16 protein-coding genes and 1 pseudogene (1 of these 17 only partly in view) are annotated in these 16933 nt (G+C 64.4%); 7 read left to right on the forward strand and 10 right to left on the reverse strand.

What is annotated here, in order from left to right:
- From tnpB to J2R78_RS21590, 4 genes are all read left to right on the forward strand, one after another.
- Positions 1-309, forward strand: partial view of an IS66 family insertion sequence element accessory protein TnpB gene (gene tnpB / locus J2R78_RS21575; protein ID WP_027583889.1) — the 3' portion only. Its footprint begins 36 nt before the window's first position; the window shows 309 of its 345 coding nt (coding positions 37-345); the start codon falls outside the window, past its left edge; it ends in the stop codon at positions 307-309.
- A 74-nt stretch (positions 310-383) separates the two neighbouring features.
- Complete coding sequence (locus J2R78_RS21580) at positions 384-1976, forward strand: IS66 family transposase (RefSeq protein WP_253604517.1); 1593 nt, start codon at positions 384-386, stop codon at positions 1974-1976.
- A gap of 74 nt (positions 1977-2050) precedes the next feature.
- Positions 2051-2383 (forward strand): hypothetical protein, encoded by a 333-nt coding sequence (locus J2R78_RS21585; RefSeq protein WP_253606704.1) that lies wholly within the window; start codon positions 2051-2053, stop codon positions 2381-2383.
- Between the two features lie 249 nt (positions 2384-2632).
- Complete coding sequence (locus J2R78_RS21590) at positions 2633-3268, forward strand: hypothetical protein (protein ID WP_057017853.1); 636 nt, start codon at positions 2633-2635, stop codon at positions 3266-3268.
- 267 nt (positions 3269-3535) lie between these two features.
- Here the strand turns inward: J2R78_RS21590 and J2R78_RS21595 are convergent.
- Positions 3536-4596: pseudogene (locus tag J2R78_RS21595) on the reverse strand (TRAP transporter substrate-binding protein).
- A gap of 308 nt (positions 4597-4904) precedes the next feature.
- On the opposite strand from J2R78_RS21595, the gene J2R78_RS21600 reads away from it, so the two are divergent.
- Positions 4905-5990, forward strand: coding sequence for an NAD-dependent epimerase/dehydratase family protein (locus J2R78_RS21600; RefSeq protein ID WP_253606706.1), 1086 nt, complete (start codon positions 4905-4907; stop codon positions 5988-5990).
- Positions 5991-6215: 225 nt separating this feature from the next.
- On the opposite strand, the gene J2R78_RS21605 is transcribed toward J2R78_RS21600, so the two are convergent.
- The 5 genes from J2R78_RS21605 to J2R78_RS21625 all read right to left on the reverse strand — a co-directional run bounded on the left by J2R78_RS21605 (position 6216) and on the right by J2R78_RS21625 (position 11602).
- A complete protein-coding gene (locus tag J2R78_RS21605; RefSeq protein ID WP_253606708.1) occupies positions 6216-7523 on the reverse strand; it encodes an NAD(P)H-dependent oxidoreductase in 1308 nt (435 codons plus the stop codon).
- 128 nt (positions 7524-7651) lie between these two features.
- Complete coding sequence (locus tag J2R78_RS21610; protein ID WP_050425629.1) at positions 7652-8452, reverse strand: phytanoyl-CoA dioxygenase family protein; 801 nt, start codon at positions 8450-8452, stop codon at positions 7652-7654.
- A gap of 48 nt (positions 8453-8500) precedes the next feature.
- Positions 8501-9175 (reverse strand): GntR family transcriptional regulator, encoded by a 675-nt coding sequence (locus J2R78_RS21615; protein ID WP_253606710.1) that lies wholly within the window; start codon positions 9173-9175, stop codon positions 8501-8503.
- Positions 9176-9420: 245 nt separating this feature from the next.
- Entirely contained in the window at positions 9421-10671 is a 1251-nt protein-coding gene (locus tag J2R78_RS21620) for a M20/M25/M40 family metallo-hydrolase (RefSeq protein WP_253606712.1), read from the reverse strand.
- A 64-nt stretch (positions 10672-10735) separates the two neighbouring features.
- Positions 10736-11602 (reverse strand): sigma-70 family RNA polymerase sigma factor, encoded by an 867-nt coding sequence (locus J2R78_RS21625; RefSeq protein WP_253606713.1) that lies wholly within the window; start codon positions 11600-11602, stop codon positions 10736-10738.
- Between the two features lie 110 nt (positions 11603-11712).
- Here J2R78_RS21625 and J2R78_RS21630 point away from each other — a divergent pair, with 110 nt between their 5' ends.
- Positions 11713-12168 (forward strand): carboxymuconolactone decarboxylase family protein, encoded by a 456-nt coding sequence (locus tag J2R78_RS21630; protein WP_028341912.1) that lies wholly within the window; start codon positions 11713-11715, stop codon positions 12166-12168.
- A 169-nt stretch (positions 12169-12337) separates the two neighbouring features.
- On the opposite strand, the gene J2R78_RS21635 is transcribed toward J2R78_RS21630, so the two are convergent.
- Entirely contained in the window at positions 12338-13147 is an 810-nt protein-coding gene (locus tag J2R78_RS21635) for an alpha/beta fold hydrolase (protein WP_253606715.1), read from the reverse strand.
- Between the two features lie 144 nt (positions 13148-13291).
- Here J2R78_RS21635 and J2R78_RS21640 point away from each other — a divergent pair, with 144 nt between their 5' ends.
- The gene (locus tag J2R78_RS21640; protein WP_253606717.1) at positions 13292-13834 is read left to right on the forward strand and encodes a methylated-DNA--[protein]-cysteine S-methyltransferase; all 543 of its coding nucleotides are present in this window, start codon (positions 13292-13294) and stop codon (positions 13832-13834) included.
- 232 nt (positions 13835-14066) lie between these two features.
- Here J2R78_RS21640 and J2R78_RS21645 read toward each other — a convergent pair whose 3' ends face one another.
- From J2R78_RS21645 to J2R78_RS21655, 3 genes are all read right to left on the reverse strand, one after another.
- The gene (locus J2R78_RS21645; RefSeq protein WP_253606718.1) at positions 14067-14936 is read right to left on the reverse strand and encodes an MBL fold metallo-hydrolase; all 870 of its coding nucleotides are present in this window, start codon (positions 14934-14936) and stop codon (positions 14067-14069) included.
- Between the two features lie 308 nt (positions 14937-15244).
- Entirely contained in the window at positions 15245-15859 is a 615-nt protein-coding gene (locus tag J2R78_RS21650) for a glutathione S-transferase family protein (RefSeq protein ID WP_253606719.1), read from the reverse strand.
- 205 nt (positions 15860-16064) lie between these two features.
- Positions 16065-16907 carry a fumarylacetoacetate hydrolase family protein gene (locus J2R78_RS21655; protein ID WP_253606722.1) on the reverse strand — a complete coding sequence of 281 codons (843 nt, stop codon included), beginning with the start codon at positions 16905-16907 and terminating at the stop codon, positions 16065-16067.
- Between the last annotated feature and the right edge of the window lie 26 nt (positions 16908-16933).

Here is a 16933-nt window from a genome sequence, read left to right on the forward strand (position 1 = left end):
CATCCAGTCGACTTCCGCAAGGGTATCGATGGCCTTGTTGCGCTGGTGCGCGATGCCGGCTCAGATCCGTTCGACGGTGCGCTTTATGTGTTCCGCGCCAAAAGAGCCGACCGAATAAAGATCGTATGGTGGGATGGCTCCGGCGTGTGCCTCTATTTAAAACGGCTTGAGAAGGCGAGGTTCTGCTGGCCGCGGATCGGGCATCATCGGGTGCAGCTGAATGCTGCGCAGTTGATGGCACTGGTGGATGGGATGGACTGGAAGCGGGTCCGGACCGCGGCGGTCAAGCCGCCGGAGATTGTTGGGTAAAAGCACTGCGGCGAAGTGAATCAGCGGCCTGAAAGGGCAAGAGAACCGGGGCAAAATGTGCTCTGGTCGGGTCAATGACGCCGCCCGATCTCAGCCTCCCGAATGACGTAGAGACGCTGAAAGCCATGGTGCTTGCCATGGCCGAGAAAGCGGCCCGCGCCGATGCTCTGGAGAGCGAAGTCGCCGATCTCAAGGCCCGCAACGCCGATGCCGATGCGCGCATCGAGCGGCTGACGCAAATCCTGAAGGCCTTCGACCGCGCCCGGTTCGGCCGACGATCGGAGAAGCTCGGCTCGGCGAACGGCGACGATGAACAGCAGGCCCTCGTCTTCGAGGAGATCGAGACCGGCATCGCCGCGATCAAGGCCCAGGTCAGCAAGGGCCGTGCGCAGGCGGATGGCAAGCGTGCACCGCGTCGGCGCAAGGGCTTTGCGCCCCATCTGGAACGGATCGAAACCGTCATTGAGCCGGAAGAGCTGGCTGAGCATGCCGGCAAGCAGAAGGTGCTGATCGGCGAGGACGTGTCGGAGCGCCTGGATGTGGTGCCGGCGAAGTTCCGGGTGATCGTCACGCGCCGTCCCAGGTATGCCTTCAAGAACGCGGACGGCGTCATCCAGGCGCCGGCCCCGGCCCATATCATTGAAGGAGGCATTCCGACGGAAGCGCTTCTGGCCCAGATAGCCGTCGCCAAATATGCCGATGGCCTGCCGCTCTACCGGCAGGAGGCTATCTACGCCCGCGATCATGTCGAGCTCGACCGCCAGCTGATGGCGCAATGGATGGGCAAGCTCGGCTTCGAGCTCGAGATCGTGGCCGACTACATCTTCAGCGAGGTCAAGAAGGCCGAACGGGTCTTTGCCGACGAAACCACTTTGCCGACGCTCGCTCCGGGCTCCGGATCGACAAAGACGGCCTACTTATGGGCCTATGCCCGGGATGACCGAACCTTTGGCCGCAGCGGTCCCCCGATGGTGGCTTATCGCTTCGAAGACAGCCGCTCCGGCGAATGCGCGGTCCGCCATCTCAATGGTTATCGCGGCATCCTGCAAGTGGATGGCTATGCCGCCTATAACAAGCTCGCGCGATCCGATCGCGGCAATGATGGCATCACATTGGCTGGCTGCTGGTCACACTGCAGACGCAAGTTCTACGAGCTGCATGTTGCAGGGAGCTCGGAAGTGGCAACGGCGACGGTCGAGCGGATGGCAAGGCTCTGGCAGGTCGAGAAGACCGTGCGCGGTCAAAGCCCCGACGCTCGCGTTGCCGCGCGCCGGCAAGCCTCCGCGGCGATCGTCGCAGATCTCTTCGATCTCTGGCAGCAGACCTTGCGGCGGATCTCCGGCAAATCAAAACTGGCTGAGGCGATCCGCTATGCCGTCTCGCGGCGTGCCATCTTCGAACGTTTCCTGACCGATGGTCGCATCGAGCTCGACTCCAACGTCGTCGAACGCGCCATCAGGCCACTAACAATCACGAGAAAGAATAGCCTCTTCGCTGGCAGCGACGGCGGCGGACGAACCTGGGCGACCATCGCAACGCTGCTGCAGACGGCGAAAATGAACAACGTCGATCCGTTCGCCTGGCTCGCCTTAACACTTCAGCGTATCGCCAACGGCTGGCCGAGCAGCCAAATCGACGCGCTTATGCCATGGAACCACGCAGCCTGACGGCCTCAGCTTGCCGCTTACTTCCGTTCAATGATTTCACCACGCGCGACGCGCAGACCGGTGAGACCACGCATGTGGTCGGCGGCAAGAGCTCCGAAGGAATCAAGTTTGTCGCGGTCGAACTGCCGCCCGGCAACAAGCCGCCGCCGGATCTCGCTTCAATCCCGAAAACGCTGGCCGCAAATCCGGCGAACAAGGTTTCCGACGTCGGCCGCAGGACAAGCGGCGATGCCGAGATTCTGACCCTGACGGTGAGCGATGGCGCCAAGACCATGTACATGCGCTGCATCGATGCGAAAGGCGCGCGCTACACATTGACGATCGAGTTTCCCAATGCCTACCGGGACCTGATCGCTGCAAACAAAGACAGGTTCTTCGAGTCATTCAAACTGAAGAAGAACTCCTGAGCGGCGGACCGTCAGCGCTCGCCGTGCACGGGTGCGCATAGACTTCGGCCACGCCGCTGATCGCGATCCCATTGTGCTGCTCGACTGCTGGCTGGGCATTGCGATCAACACTCCTTGAACGCTTTGTGATGATTCGGCCACGATTGACCTTCATCGTCTACGACCAAAGTTCATGGGCCGTTCATTTCGATTTCCGTACCTGTTCCACCCAAGAAGCTCGGCAAAACCTGCCCCAACAAGGAGACTTCCATGCGTGAGATCGTCCGTCCCGTAACTGCTGCGCTGAGCGTCGCGTGTCTCGCGATCGCAATGACCGCGGCGTCGAACAGCGGCGCATTCGCGCAGGCCAAGCAGCAGCAGATGGCGCCGCCGGCCAAGCAGCCCGCGCAAGCCGCGCCACCCGCGCAGGCTGCGGCTCCGGCACAGGACCAGGCCCCGCCGATCAAGCAGATCGCGCTGACCGACAAGCAGGTCGATGGCGCGCTCGCCGCGGCCAAGGAAATGGACCCGATCACCGCGAAGCTTTCCCAGGACGCCAAGCCGGATCCGAAGATCGTCGGCCAGCTCGAGGGCATCGCCAAGAAGAACGGCTTCGCCAGCTATGACGAGTACAACAACGTCGTCGACAACATCTCGCTGGTGCTCGGCGGCTTCGATCCGCAGACCAAGAAGTATATCGGTCCCGAGGCCGTGCTGAAGGCGCAGATCGCCCAGGTCCAGGCCGACAAGAAGATGTCGGCCAAGGACAAGAAGGACGCGCTCGCCGACCTCAACGACGCCCTGAAGTCGCCGCCGCCCGCGGTCGAGAACAAGGGCAACATCGATCTCGTGACCAAGAGCTACGACAAGCTGATGGAAGAGTTCGGCGGCAGCGACGACAATTAATGCGTCGCATCGAATCAGGAATCGAATCAGGAAGAGAGCCCCGGAGACATTCTCCGGGGCTTTTTTATTGTCTCGGAACGCGCCCGGCTCAAGATGAACGAAATAATAAGCGCTGCTCCAGCCCCGTCATTGCGAGCCAACGGGTCGCGCGAACGCGCGCCCGATGACAGGCTCCGCGAAGCAATCCATCTCACCGCAAGCGGAGAAATGGATTGCTTCGTCGCTATCGCTCCTCGCAATGACGGCAGTGTAAAGCCATCGTCCGGTTCAGGTGCGCGTGCGCATCCGCATCATGAAGCTGTCGAACGAGAGCTCGGCGACCTGCATCCAGGCCAGCGATTCGTTGCGATAGGCGGCCAGGCTCGCATGCATCTTGCCGAAATGCGGATTGCTCTTGGAAAGATCCGCGTAGATCTCGTTGGCCGCGTTGTAGCAGGCTTCCAGCACCTCCTGCGGGAATGGTCGCAACTGCGCGCCGGCCACGATCAGGCGCTTCAGCGCCGGCGGGTTGACCGCGTCATATTTGCCGGTCACCCAGGTGAAGGTGTCCTCGGAAGCCGCCTGGATCGCTGCCTGATAGTGCTTCGGCAGCGCGTTCCACTTGTCCTTGTTCATCACATTGTGGCCCTGGCCGGTGCCTTCCCACCAGCCGGGGTAGTAGTAGAACTTCGCGACCTTGACGAAGCCGAGTCGGCGGCGTCGATGGTGCCTTTTTCCAGCGCCGGATAGATGTCGCCGCCCGCGATCTGCTGCGGCACCCCGCCGACCTTGGCGATGATGGTGCCGGCGAAGCCGCCGACCCGGAATTTCAAGCCCTGGAAATCCGCCATCGACTTGATCTCCTTCCGGAACCAGCCGCCCATCTGGGCGCCGGTCGAGCCGGTCGGAATGCCGATGCAGTTGAATTCTGCGAGCAAATTGTTGAGCAGGTCGGTGCCGCCGCCCCATTGCAGCCAGGAAATGTGCTGGCGCGTGTTGAGGCCGAACGGCAGCGACGTGCCGAAGGTGAAGGCGGGATTCTTGCCCCAGTAGTAATACAGCGCGGTATTGCCCATCTCGACCGTGCCGTTGGAGACGGCGTCCAGCACCTGCAAGCCGGGCACGATCTCGCCGGCGGCGAACGGCTGGATCTGGAAGCGGTTGTCGGTGATCTCGGCGACGCGCTTGCAGAAGAATTCACACCCGCCATAGAGCGTATCGAGTGCCTTCGGCCAGCTCGCCGCGAGCCGCCACCTGACCTCCGGCATCGATTGCGCGACCGCGGGCGCGGCGACCGCCGTCGCAGCCAGGCCGACGCCGCCTGCCTTCAAGAATTCACGACGTTTCATGCGTATCCCTCCTGTGTGCCGATACCTCGACAAGGGGAACGATCTTGGTGTCGTCTTTCTTCGCCGATCGATCGACGTTCTGTGATGAATGTGTCCGGTGGCCCTCGACGGGCTCTTGTTGTGGAAATCCGAGTTTCCGGTTCCGCCGGTCAGGATGATCGTTTGCCGGAGGAAATCAAGCGCCTGCCTTCGTTGCAGGTGCGAAGGACAATCGGCGCTGTCGGTCTCATCCGATACCCGCCGCGATGGCTGCCGGCCCTGCTGCGATCTGCTACGCAGGGCGGGTGGGTTGATGGGAGTTCAAGGACATGGCCAACAAGAAAATCGTGGTTGCCGGCGCAACCGGCCTCGTGGGCAACGCCGCCTTGCGACACTTCGGCGCATCCGACGATTGCGAGCGCATTGCGCTGTCGCGCCGCAAGCCACGCGATCTCTACGGCGCACGGCATGTGCGAATCGATCTCACCAGCGCGGAGGATTGCCGTCGCGCCGCGGCCGAGCTCGCCGGCGCAACGCACCTGATCTACGCCGCGCTCTATGAGGCGCCCAGCCTGGTCGATGGCTGGCGCGATGCCGGGCAGATCGAAACCAACGACCGGATGCTGCGGAATTTGATGGGCGTGCTCGAACCCGTCGCGCCCGATCTTAAGCATGTCGCGCTGCTGCAGGGCACCAAGGCCTATGGCGTGCATGTCCGGCCGCTCACGGTGCCGGCGCGCGAGGGCCGTTCCGAGATGTACGAGCAGCCGAATTTCTATTGGGCACAGGAGAATTTCTTGCGCGAGCTGCAGCGGGGCAAGAAGTGGCACTGGAGCATCCTGCGCCCGGTCCTGATCATCGGCGAAGCCATGGGCGGCGCGATGGACCTGATCCCGCCGCTCGGCGTCTATGCGGCGGTGCTGCGCGCGCAGGGCAGGCCGCTGGATTATCCGGGCGGCGCGCCGCGCGTCGCGCAAGCGGTCGATGTCGATCTGCTGGCACGCGCGATCGCCTGGTCGGGCGACGCCGAGGCTGCGCGCAATGAAGCGTTCAACGTCACCAATGGCGACGTCTTCACCTGGGAAAATATCTGGCCGGCGGTCTCGGACGCGCTCGAGATGACGCCGGGCCGGCACGTGCCGCTGTCGCTGGCGCAGGAATATCCGAAATGGATCGAGCAGTGGGACGAATTGCGCAGGATGCACGACCTGATCGCGCCCGGCCTGGAGGAGTTCGTCGGCCTGTCGTTCCAATATGCCGATTACAGCATGCGCTACGGACAGACTGAAGCTGGTCCGCCGTCGATCGTCTCGACGGTGAAGATCAACCAGGCCGGCTTCACCGAGATGATGGATACGGAAGCCATGTTCCGGAAGTGGTTCAGGCTGGCGAAGGCGAGCCGGCTGCTGCCGTAAGTCGTTCTGCCCGCGCTCTCTCTACTCCCTCTCCCCGTTCTTACGGGGAGAGGGTTGGGGTGAGGGGCTTCTATCCGGCAGGCAGAACAGAACTTGTTGAGCACCGTGCCTCGCCCCTCACCCGGATCGCATCTTCGATGCGATCCGACCTCTCCCCGCAAAGCGCGGGGAGAGGTGAAGAGCACAGCTCGCGCTGTGAGTTGGCCGACGAGTTAGCGAGAAGCGCTACCGCGAGAATGCTACTTCCATCGCCTTGCGCGTCTTGATCGTATCGTTGCTCTCGTCGACCTCGACATCGCTCCAGCGCACGACAGCGCCATGGGCGACGTCGTTCTTCAGCTTCACCCGATGCGCAAGCCCGATCGGCAATGCGCCGGCGGCGAGGCTGGCGGCGGCCGGCATCAGCTTGCCCCACACGGTGTAGCCGCCCTCGCCGTCGAGCATCTCGCCGGCGCGCAGATTGCGCTTGGCCACCGCTGCGACGTCGCCGCGGAAGCCGCGCGGCTGCCCGGTCGGCTCGTTGCGCAGCGCCGCCGACAGCACGGAAATGTTCAGCTCGAGTCCGATCAGATGATACGGCTTGTACATCGCCGCATAGCGGCCGGAGGCGTCGGTCTTGAGGCCGTACTGCTTGAAGCAATCGGCGGCATAATCGTTGGGCGCCTCCAGCACCACATAGACGCCCCAGCGCAGATCGCGAAACACCGGACGGCCGTCGCGCTCCAGCGACGACACCACTTCGACGATGCCGGATTTCTCAAGCACGCCGCCCTTGTCGCGCGGCCGCATCACATGCGGCAGGTCGTCGACGCCGCAGGGCGGAAACAGCAATCCCTCCGACGGCACGTCGAGGGTGCAGGCATTGGCGATCGCCGCCATCTCGATCGCGGATTTGGTGCCGTCGAGGAAGGAGTTGAACATCTGCGGATTCATGCCGGCGGATTGCGCCTCGCCGGCGGTGAGCCCGTAATGCTGCCACACACCGTCCGGGGTGACGTCGTGATAGGCCGGCAGGTACTTCGTGCCTTTGCCGGCAGCGACGACGCGGAAGCCTGTCGCGCGGGCCCAGTCGACCATCTCGGCCGTCAGCGCCGGCTGGTCGCCATAGGCCAGCGAATAGACCACGCCGGCCTTGCGTGCCTCCTCGGCGAGCAGCGGCCCCGCCAGCACATCGGCCTCGACATTGACCATCACGACATGCTTGCCGGCGGCAATCGCCGCGCGGGCATGGCGGATGCCGACGGCGGGATTGCCGGTCGCTTCCACCACGACATCGAATGCGCCGCCGGCGATCGCACGTGCACCGTCGTCGGTGAAGGTGGTGGCGCTGATCCGCGCGTCGTCCCAGCCGACCGTGCGGCACGCCTCGCGCGCGCGGTCACGGTCGAGATCGACGATCACGGGCACTTCAAGCCCCGGCGTGTGCGGCACCTGCGACAGGAACATCGAGCCGAATTTTCCGGCGCCGATCAGGACAACGCGCACCGGCTTGCCGGCGGCGGCGCGGGTTTTGAGGAGGTGATGCAGGTTCATGATGCTTTCCAATTAGAGAGTCATTCCGGGGCGACGCGTAGCGTCGAACCCGGAATCTCGAGATTCCCCGATGCGCAATTGCATCTGCGGTTCACGCTTCGCGTGCCCCGGAATGACGGTCGAAGACTTTACTCTGCCGCCTGCCGCGGTGCACGGGCGAGCCGCAGCAGCGCGTCGTCGGCAACCGTCTGGATCGGCGTGAAGTCGCGGTGCGCAATGTAGTCGGGCCGCGTCGGGGTGCGGATGTAATTCGAGACCGCGTTCAGCGTCAGGTAGACGATCTTGCGCGGGTAGGGCGTGATGTTGCCGCTCGATCCGTGCACCAGATTGCCGTGGAACATCAGCATGCCGCCGGGCTTGCCGGTCGGCGCGACGATGCCGCCCTGCTTCACGAGGCGGGTCACGGTTTCCTCGTCCAGCGTCCACAGCGGATAGGATGTGGTTTCGAGATCGTGCGAGGCTTTCAGATCGCCCGCGGTCTGGCTCTGCGGCACCAGCATCAAGGGGCCGTTGATCGGCATCACCTCGTCGAGGAAGATCGCGATGTTCATCGCGCGCGGCTCCGGCATGCCGTCATCGCGCTTCCAGGTGCCGTAGTCCTGGTGCCACTGCCAGACGTCGCCGGTGAAGGCCGCCTTCGCGTTGATCTTGAACTGATGCATGTAGACCTTCTCACCGAACAGCTGCTCGATGGGGTCGATCATGCGCGGATGCGCGCCGAGGGTGCCGAACGCCTCATTGTAGAGATGCGCGGCGAAGGCCGTGCGCGGCGCGCCGCTCTTCTCGCGCCACACCTCGGGGCGATTGGCGTCATAGATCGAGACTGCCTCGCGCGCGAGGAAATCGACCTCTTCCTGGCTGAACAGCTCGGGCAGGAACAGCCAGCCTTCGCGATGGAAAAATTCGACCTGCTCTTGGGTCAGTTTCATGGTGCTTTCCTCCTGTTGTTATTGTCATTCCGGGGCGATGCGTGAACGTCACGCCGCCACGTCGATTGCCCTCAGCTTCTCCTCGGTCATCCGTCCTGCCGTCTGCGCATGCGCCAGCGCCGCGGCTTCTGCCGCTGCGGCATTGCCGGAAAAAACATGTGCGGCGATGGCCTCGTGCTCGGTCCAGGCGCTGCCGCGGTAATCGAGCTCGGCGAGCACGGTCGCCATCGAGCGGCGCATATGCGGCCATTGCGGCGCGATCATCTCCTCGATCGCGGAATTGCCGGCGAGGCGATAGATCGCGCTGTGGAAATCGACGTCGAGTGCGATCAGGCGCGCCAGCGGCGTGCCGTCGTCAATCGCGCGTCCGGCTTCGAGCGCGGCTTCGAGCTGCGTACGTGCCGCGGCATCTTCCTTTACACGCGCAGCGGCAAGCCGCGCCGCCAGCGCATCGATGGCGCCGCGGACTTCATAGAGTTCGCGGATGCGCTGCGGATCGAGCTGCGTCACCTCGAAGCCGCGTCTGCCGCTCTCCGCGACGAGGCCCTGGCGATGCAACAGATGCAGCGCGTGCGAAATCGGCTGGCGCGAGACGCCGAGCCGATCGGCAAGTTCGTTCTGGGTGATGCGCTGACCAGGCAGCAGCGTGCGGTCGATGATCGCTTCGAGCAATCGCCCGTAAACCTGGTCGATGAGGTTTGGAAGCGGGTCCAACGGGATCATACCGACTGTCCAGTTTGGAATACGGAATTCCGTGTTCGAAAAGGAGGCTACTGCGGGTTGCAGGAGCGGTCAAGGCCCCGGTTTGCGACCACGATAAGCGATTGAGAATGGGGCGGTTTTGACCGGGCCGCGCTGCGGCAGCCGTCCCAACGTCGTGATGGCCAGCCGTCCGCGTCTTTTTTGATGTGGGACCAGAGACGCGGATGCCCGGGACAAGCCCGGGCATGACGAGTTTTTCGGAAACGCTACTTCGCCTTGCCCAGCTCCATCAGCGTCCGCATCATCAGATAGAGCCGCGGCACGATCGAGTTGGTGTCGATGTATTCGTCGCGGGCGTGATAGCCCCAGCCGGCGAGGCCGAAGCTTTCGACCACAACGGCCTTGCCGCTGCGCGCGGCGTAGCCGGCGTCGGTCGCGCCGCCGGTCATTTCCGCGATGTCGAGCGTGCGCCCGAGCTCGGTGTAGATCGCCTGTCCCTGTCTGGCGAGCGCGCGGCCGCGATCATCGGCGACGAAGGGCGGACGGCCCGCGACGACCTTCACGGTCACCTCGGTGTCCGCGATCAGTCTGTTCTTCGCCTTCTCGTCGAGCGCGGCCTGCAGCTTTTGCACGCCGTCGGGAATGGTGAGGCGGATGTCGGCGCCGGCGGTGGCGTGATCGGGGATCTGGTTGCGCACGGTGCCGGCCTTCGCGGTGGTCCAGTTCAGCTGCGTGCCCGGAATCGATTTCGCAACGTCCTGGGTCTGCAGCAATTGATGCGCGAGCTCGATCAGCGCGTTGCGGCCGAGCTGCGGCGCGGCGCCGGCATGCGAGGCCTTGCCCTTCACATCGATCGTGCCGGTGGCGGTGCCGCTGGCGCCGAGCAGCAGGCTTTCATTTTTCGCGACCGGCGGCGCCACCGTCGGCTCGAAGGACAGCACCACGTCGTGCTGGTCGGCGAGCTCGGCGATGATCTCGCCGGAGCCGATCGAGCCGACCTCCTCATCCGGATTGAACGACACCGTGAGCTTGGCGTAGTCGCGCCAGCCTGCATCGTTCAGGATCTTCAGTGAATGCAGGATGACGGCGATGCCGCCCTTGTCGTCGGCAATGCCGGGTCCATAGATCCTGTTGCCGTCGACCTTGTAGGGCTGGGTGTCGAGGATGCCGTGCTCATACACCGTATCCATATGCGCGATCAGCATCAGCTTCTTCGTGCCGGTGCCCTCAAAGGTGCCGATCACCATGTCGGCGCCGGCGCCCTTCGTGGTCTTGCGGCGTTCGGTCTTGGCGCCGAGCGCCTTCAGCCGTGCCTCGGTGTAGTCGGCCATCTTCTTCAGGCCTTCGACATCGCTGGAGCCCGATTCGATCAGCACCATGTCGTGCAGGCTCTCGATCACCGCCGGCTGGGCCTGCTCGGCGGCCGCACGTAGTTTTTCGTCTGCGGCGGCTAAAGCGGAGGAGGAGGCAAGGGCGAGCAGGCCGGCCGACGCGAGCAATTTGATGGATAGTTTCATGATCGTCCTCCCTGCGCAGATGCAGGGAGACACTAGCATTGCGACTTTGCTGCCTCCAGCTGTGTCAGCTGCGCTCGAGCACCTCGACATCGAAGGTCTCGATCTCCGAGGCGTCGGCGGTCGCGTCGATCGTTGCGATCCTGTCGCCTGAGATCGTGACCCGCAGCACAATGCGCAGCGCGCCGCCGAAGATGACGGCAACGCCGATCCCGCCGTCGACCAGAGCGGCTTTCGCCGCCTGCGCGCGTCCCTTGAAGCTTTCGGCAACCGCTGCGGCGCCGCGGATCACCGGCAGCGAGCCGAGCCGCTGTGCGGCCTGATCGGCGCGCACCACGACGTCGGGCGCCAGCACGGCCAGCAGCCCTTCGAAGTCGCCGTTGCGGGATGCGGCAAGAAAGGCCTCGACGATGCCGCGCTGCCGGCTGAGATCGGCATCCGGTGCGGGCGGCGTACCCTGCACGCGACGCCTGGCACGGCTGGCGAGCTGCCGCGCGGCGGCCGGCGTGCGCCCGACGATCGGCGCGATCTCCTCGAACGGCACCGCGAACATGTCGTGCAGCACGAAAGCCAGCCGCTCGGCCGGCGCCAGCGTTTCCAGCACCACGAGCAGCGCGGCGCCGACGGAATCGGCCATCTCGGTCTCGCGCTCGGACGGATTGTCCGCGATCGGCTCCGGCACATGTGGGCCGATCGGCTCCTCGCGGCGCGATTTGCGCGAGCGCAGCATGTCGAGACAGATGCGCGCGATCACCGTGGTCAGCCAGCCCCCGAGATTGTCGACCGCAGCAGCGTCGGTGCGGCCGAGCCGCAGCCAGGTTTCCTGCACGGCATCGTCGACTTCGGCGGTCGAGCCCAGCATGCGATAGGCCACCGCCCGCAAGCGCGGCCGGTTGGCCTCGAACTGCTCGGCCAGAAATTGTTTCTCGTCCATCGGTCACATTCCCTTTGTCCGCTCCGTCATGGCCATGACGAACGAAACTGCGCCGATGTGACAACAGATCGGCGCAGCGGCGTCAAAGGACAAATCAGGAGAATGACATGATGAAAGCCCGCATGAACCACCCGGTGATGGTTGTTCCCGAGGCCATGAAGGCGTTGCAGGCGCTGAGCGAGAGCACCAAGCCGGCATTGCCGGAAAAGCTGCTGGAACTGGTGCATCTGCGCGCCAGCCAGATCAATGGCTGTAGCGTCTGCGTCGATATGCATCCGAAGCTCGCCCGGCGTGCCGGCGAGACTGACGAGCGGCTGTTCGCGGTCGGTGCCTGGCGCGACGCGCCGTATTTCACCGAGGCCGAGCGCGCCGCGCTGGCGCTGACCGAAGCGGTGACCCGGCTCAGCGACCGCGAGGATCCGGTGACGGATGCGGTGTGGGACGAGGCGGCCAAGCATTTTGACGAGCAGCAGCTCGCGTCGCTGGTGCTGGGCATCGCAGCGATCAACGTCTGGAACCGGCTGAACGTCGCGGTGCGCCAGCCGGTCGGCGCCTGGAAGGTGTGAGAGAGTAGCTTTCTTACTTCGCCTCTCCCCTTGTGGGAGAGGCCGCCGCCGATGCGTCGCATCGGTGGCGGGTGAGGGGTCCGCCTCCGCGGAGAGAACCCCTCACCCGGCACGATGCCGCTGCGCGCCATCGCGCCACCCTCTCCCACAAGGGGAGAGGGTGCATCGCTTACGCGGAGAGAAACTCCAGCACGATCTCGCAATAGCGCTGCGGCGCCTGCTCGAACATCGGATGCGTGGTGCCCGGGATCATCTCGATGCGCGAACCCTTCACATTGGCGGCGAGCGCGTGCAGCGCCTTCGGCAGCACGCCCTTGGTGTTGGCGCCGCCGATGAACAGCGTCGGCGTCTTGATCGCCTCCGCGTCCGCCCTCGAGAACGGCGGGCGCTGGTCGCGGGTCTGGCCGATCAGCGTGGTCGCATTGTCGCGCAGCAGCTGCTTGGAGGTTGCCGGAATCCGTTTCCACGCGCCGGGGCCTTCGAGCGCGTCCATGAAGATCTGCAAGCCGCCGTCGATATCGCCCTTGGCGATTTCCGCCGCGCATGCCGCGAAGCGTGCCGCCAGCGGCGAGGGGCCCGGCTTGAAATCGGGGTCGAGGGTCTCGTCGAGCTCGCCGCCAGGCTCGGCAAGGATCAGCTTGCGTAACAGGTCCGGCCGGCGCTGTGCGGCGCGGAAGCAGATATGGCCGCCGCGGGAATGCCCCATCAGGTCGACCGGTCTGGTGTCGAATTTTTCGATAAAGGCGATCACGTCGTCGACGTGCTGCGCGATCGAATAGGTGTCGCCGATGCCGTCCCAATGCGCCGGGAAGAAATGCCGCAGGCTGACCGCGATGACGCGATGCGCCCGCGTCAGCGGGCCGAGCACCGCCGACCAGATTCGGAAGTCGCACAGCGAGCCGTGCACGCAGACCAGCGGCGGGCCCTCTCCGACATCGAGATAGGGCATGTCGAAACCGTTGACGTGGAGGCTGTGCATTTTGGGCTCGCGGAGGGGCAGGAGATGTTGTTGATTTGGCCGAAGTTCCCACGGAATTCGGGTGGATAGCAACATTCTCCAAGCCTAGATTCCGGATCAACAGCAAGCTCACGCGAGAGCTGAAGGGAACATCTGGAGCGAGCCATGACAGGCCAGCATTTTGCAATCTTCGAGACCATGATCGGCGCCTGCGGCGTCGTCTGGGGCGAGCACGGCGTCACCGGCGTGCAGCTGCCGATGGGCACCGAGGAGAAGACCCGCAAGCGGATTGCCCAGCGCAACGGCGAGGTCACCGAGGCGGCTCCGCCGGCCGAGGTGCAGCACGCGATCGACGGTATGATCGAGCTGCTCGCCGGCAAGCCGAACGACCTTGCCGACATCGTGCTCGATCTCGACGGCGTGCCGGAATTCAACCGCGGCGTCTACGACATCGCGCGGAAGATCCCGCCGGGCAAGACCGTGACCTATGGCGATATCGCCAAGCAGCTCGGCGGGGTCGAGCTGTCACGCGATGTCGGCCAGGCGCTCGGCCGCAACCCGTGCCCGATCGTGGTGCCTTGCCACCGCGTGCTGGCGGCGGGCAACAAGCCGGGCGGCTTCTCGGCCAATGGCGGCGTCGTCACCAAGCTGAAGATGCTGCAGATCGAAGGCGCGATCGTGAACCACACGCCGAGCTTGTTTGATTGAGGTGCACGCTCTTCTTATCCTCCCCTGGAGGGGGAGGATCGGTTCGCATGAAATGCGAACCGAAGTGGGGTGAAGGTCTCTCGTAACGGGCGCTGCCCGCGTTGAGAGATCACCCCACCCCGTCTCACATTGCGCTGCGCTTCATGTGAGCCGACCCAGAGAGCGAGCTACGCTCGTCTCGACCCCTCCAGGGGAGGGTGGCAGAGAGCGACTATCGCGAGTTTGGCTCACGCTACACCGTCTCGCACACAAACCCGCTGCCCTTCCGCCTGATCTTGCCAATCGACGGCGAGGGGAAATGCGCGGGGCAGCACAGCGTGTCGGTGTCGCAATAACGCTCCAGGAAACCGCGCCGCGTCTTCGCGGCTTGCGCCTGGTCGACATCGAACTTCGCCGACAGCTCCGGATAATGCGTCTGGATCGGCGAGTGCATCAGATCGCCCGAAAATACCGCAGCGTCCTTGCCGCGGCCGAAGGCGAAGGCGACGTGGCCCGGCGTGTGGCCGGGCGTCGGCAGGATGCGGGCATGGTCGCCGATCGCAAAGTCATGGCCGACGATCTCGGCCCGCTTGGCCTCGACCACCGGCAGCACGCTGTCCACGAAAGGCGGGACCTCCGCCTTCGCGTTGCTCTCGGTCCAGTAGTCGAACTCGGCCTTGTCGAACACGTAGCGCGCGTTTGGGAAGGTCGGCACCCAGCGGCCGTTCTCCAGCCGCGTGTTCCAGCCGACATGATCGACATGCAGATGCGTGCACATCACATAGTCGATGTCACCGACGGAGAAGCCTGCCGATGCGAGGCCGCGCAGATAGGTCTCGTCGGTCTTCATGTTCCATTTCGGCCGCGCCGGCCGCGGCTTGTCGTTGCCGATGCAGCTGTCGATCAGGATGGTGTGGTGCGGTGTCTTCACGACATAGGACTGGAACGCCAGGATCAAGGTGTCGCTGTCGTCGAGCGCACCCGTCGCTTTCATCCAGCCGCGGTTCTCGGCGAGCACGTCCGGCGTCAGTCCGGGCAGCATGTCGTGGGCGGGCAGGAACGTGGTCTCCTGCTCGACGATGCGATGAATGGTGAGATCGCCGGCGGCAAACTTCAGGCTCATGGTGATTCCTTGGCGTTAGCGCTTTCGAGCGAGGTGGAGTCCGGTTCGCGTGAGGAAAACGCGCAAGAAAGTTCCAGTGCGCGTCGCGCGCGGCGGGATGTTGGCAAGGATATCCATCGCCGCAAGGCCTTCCTTGGGCTCGCCGTACCGGGCTGCCGCCGCCATCATCACAAGGTCGAGATCGCGACAATGACGGCGGGATATTGTCCGGTCGTGGTTGAGCCCGGCCGGCGATGCACAAGACCTGCGCCGGGAGGTGAGAGGCGGGGAGGCATTCGCGCGTCACATGCTCCCCGCTGTTGCCGTGGTCACGCCGCCGGCGGCGCCGAGATCTTCACCGACGGCCGCTCCAGCATTTTCTGGTAGAAGGCGTCGAGCTTGGGATAGGCCTTGCGCCAGCCGCAATCGGCGAAGCGGAAATCGGCATAGCCGAGCACGCACACGAGGCCGATCTGCGCGATGTCGAACGACGCGCCATCGAGAACATCCGGCCGGTTCTCGAACCGCGCCATGCCGGCCCAGGCCCTGTTCCAGTGATCGTCATGCCAGGCCTGCCACAGCAAGCCCTGCGGCCGCACCATCTTCTCGTAGCGGCACAGCAGCATGGAATCGAGCATGCCGTTGAGCAGGGAGTGATCGGTCTTCAGCTTCCAGCGCCGCGGGCCGTAGCCCGGGATCAGCCGGCCGCCGCCGAGCTCGTTGAGATATTCGACGATGACGTAGGAATCCAGAATGACGTCGCCATGGTCGAGGATCAGCACCGGCAGTTTCTTCAGCGGCGAGATCTTCGAATATTCGTCGTTGGCCGTGCCGGGCGCGACGGTCGCCGGCACCAGCTCGATCTTGTCGATCAGGCCAAGCTCGATCGCCGCGATGCGCACCTTGCGGGCGAACGGGGAGGCGGGAGAGAAGGTGAGTTTCATGGAGAAGACCTCTGTCCGAGTACACCACCGTCATCCCCGCGCAACGGCTCTGCCGTTGTCGCTGGAGGAGCGCGCCATCGGCGCGCGTCTCGAAGGATGGGCAACGATCAATACTATCTCGTCACCCATCCGCGGGAATGACGGTGTGCTGGGCTCATCCTTCGAGACGCCGCTTCGCGGCTCCTCAGGATGACGATCCCGTAAGCTACGCCCCAACGATTTCTTGGCGCTGCTCGCCGAGGCCTTCGATGCCGAGCGTCACGACGTCGCCGACATTGAGATATTGCGGCGGCTTCATGCCGGTGCCGACGCCGGGCGGGGTGCCGGTCGTGACGATGTCACCGGGCAGCAGCGTCATGAACTGCGAGACGTAGGAGATGCACTTCGCCATCGTGAAGATCATGGTCGAGGTCGTGCCGGTCTGGCGGCGCTGGCCGTTGACGTCGAGCCACATCGACAGTTTCTGCACGTCGGCGATTTCATCCTTGGTGGCGAGCCACGGGCCGACCGGGCCGAACGTGTCGTGCGACTTGCCCTTGGTCCACTGTCCGAGGCGCTCGATCTGGAAGTTGCGCTCGGAGACGTCGTTGCAGATGCAGTAGCCGGCGACGTGGTTCAGCGCGTCGGCCTCCGAGACATATTTGGCGCGGGTGCCGATGATGGCGGCGATCTCGACTTCCCAGTCGAGCTTGGTCGAACCGCGCGGCTTCTCGACCGCGTCGTTCGGGCCCGACAGTGCGGTGTTGGCCTTCAGGAAGAAGATCGGCTCGGACGGGATCGGGTTGCCGGTTTCCTTGGCGTGGTCGGAATAATTCAGGCCGATCGCGACGAATTTGGAGATGCCGGTGACGGGAGCGCCAAAGCGGGGCTTGCCGGCGACGGCGGGCAGGGAGGCGGGATCGAGGGCAGCAAGCTTCCTCAGCGATTCCGGCGTGTAGGCATCGCCGGTCAGGTCCTTCAGATGGGCCGAGAGGTCGCGGAGCTGGCCGGATTTGTCGATCAGACCGGGCTTTTCCGCACCCTTTTCGCCATAACGAACAAGCTTCATGTTGATCACTCCCTACGATGTCCTGA

It is taken from the genome of Bradyrhizobium sp. USDA 4538, assembly GCF_024171045.1.
GTDB lineage: Bacteria > Pseudomonadota > Alphaproteobacteria > Rhizobiales > Xanthobacteraceae > Bradyrhizobium > Bradyrhizobium australafricanum.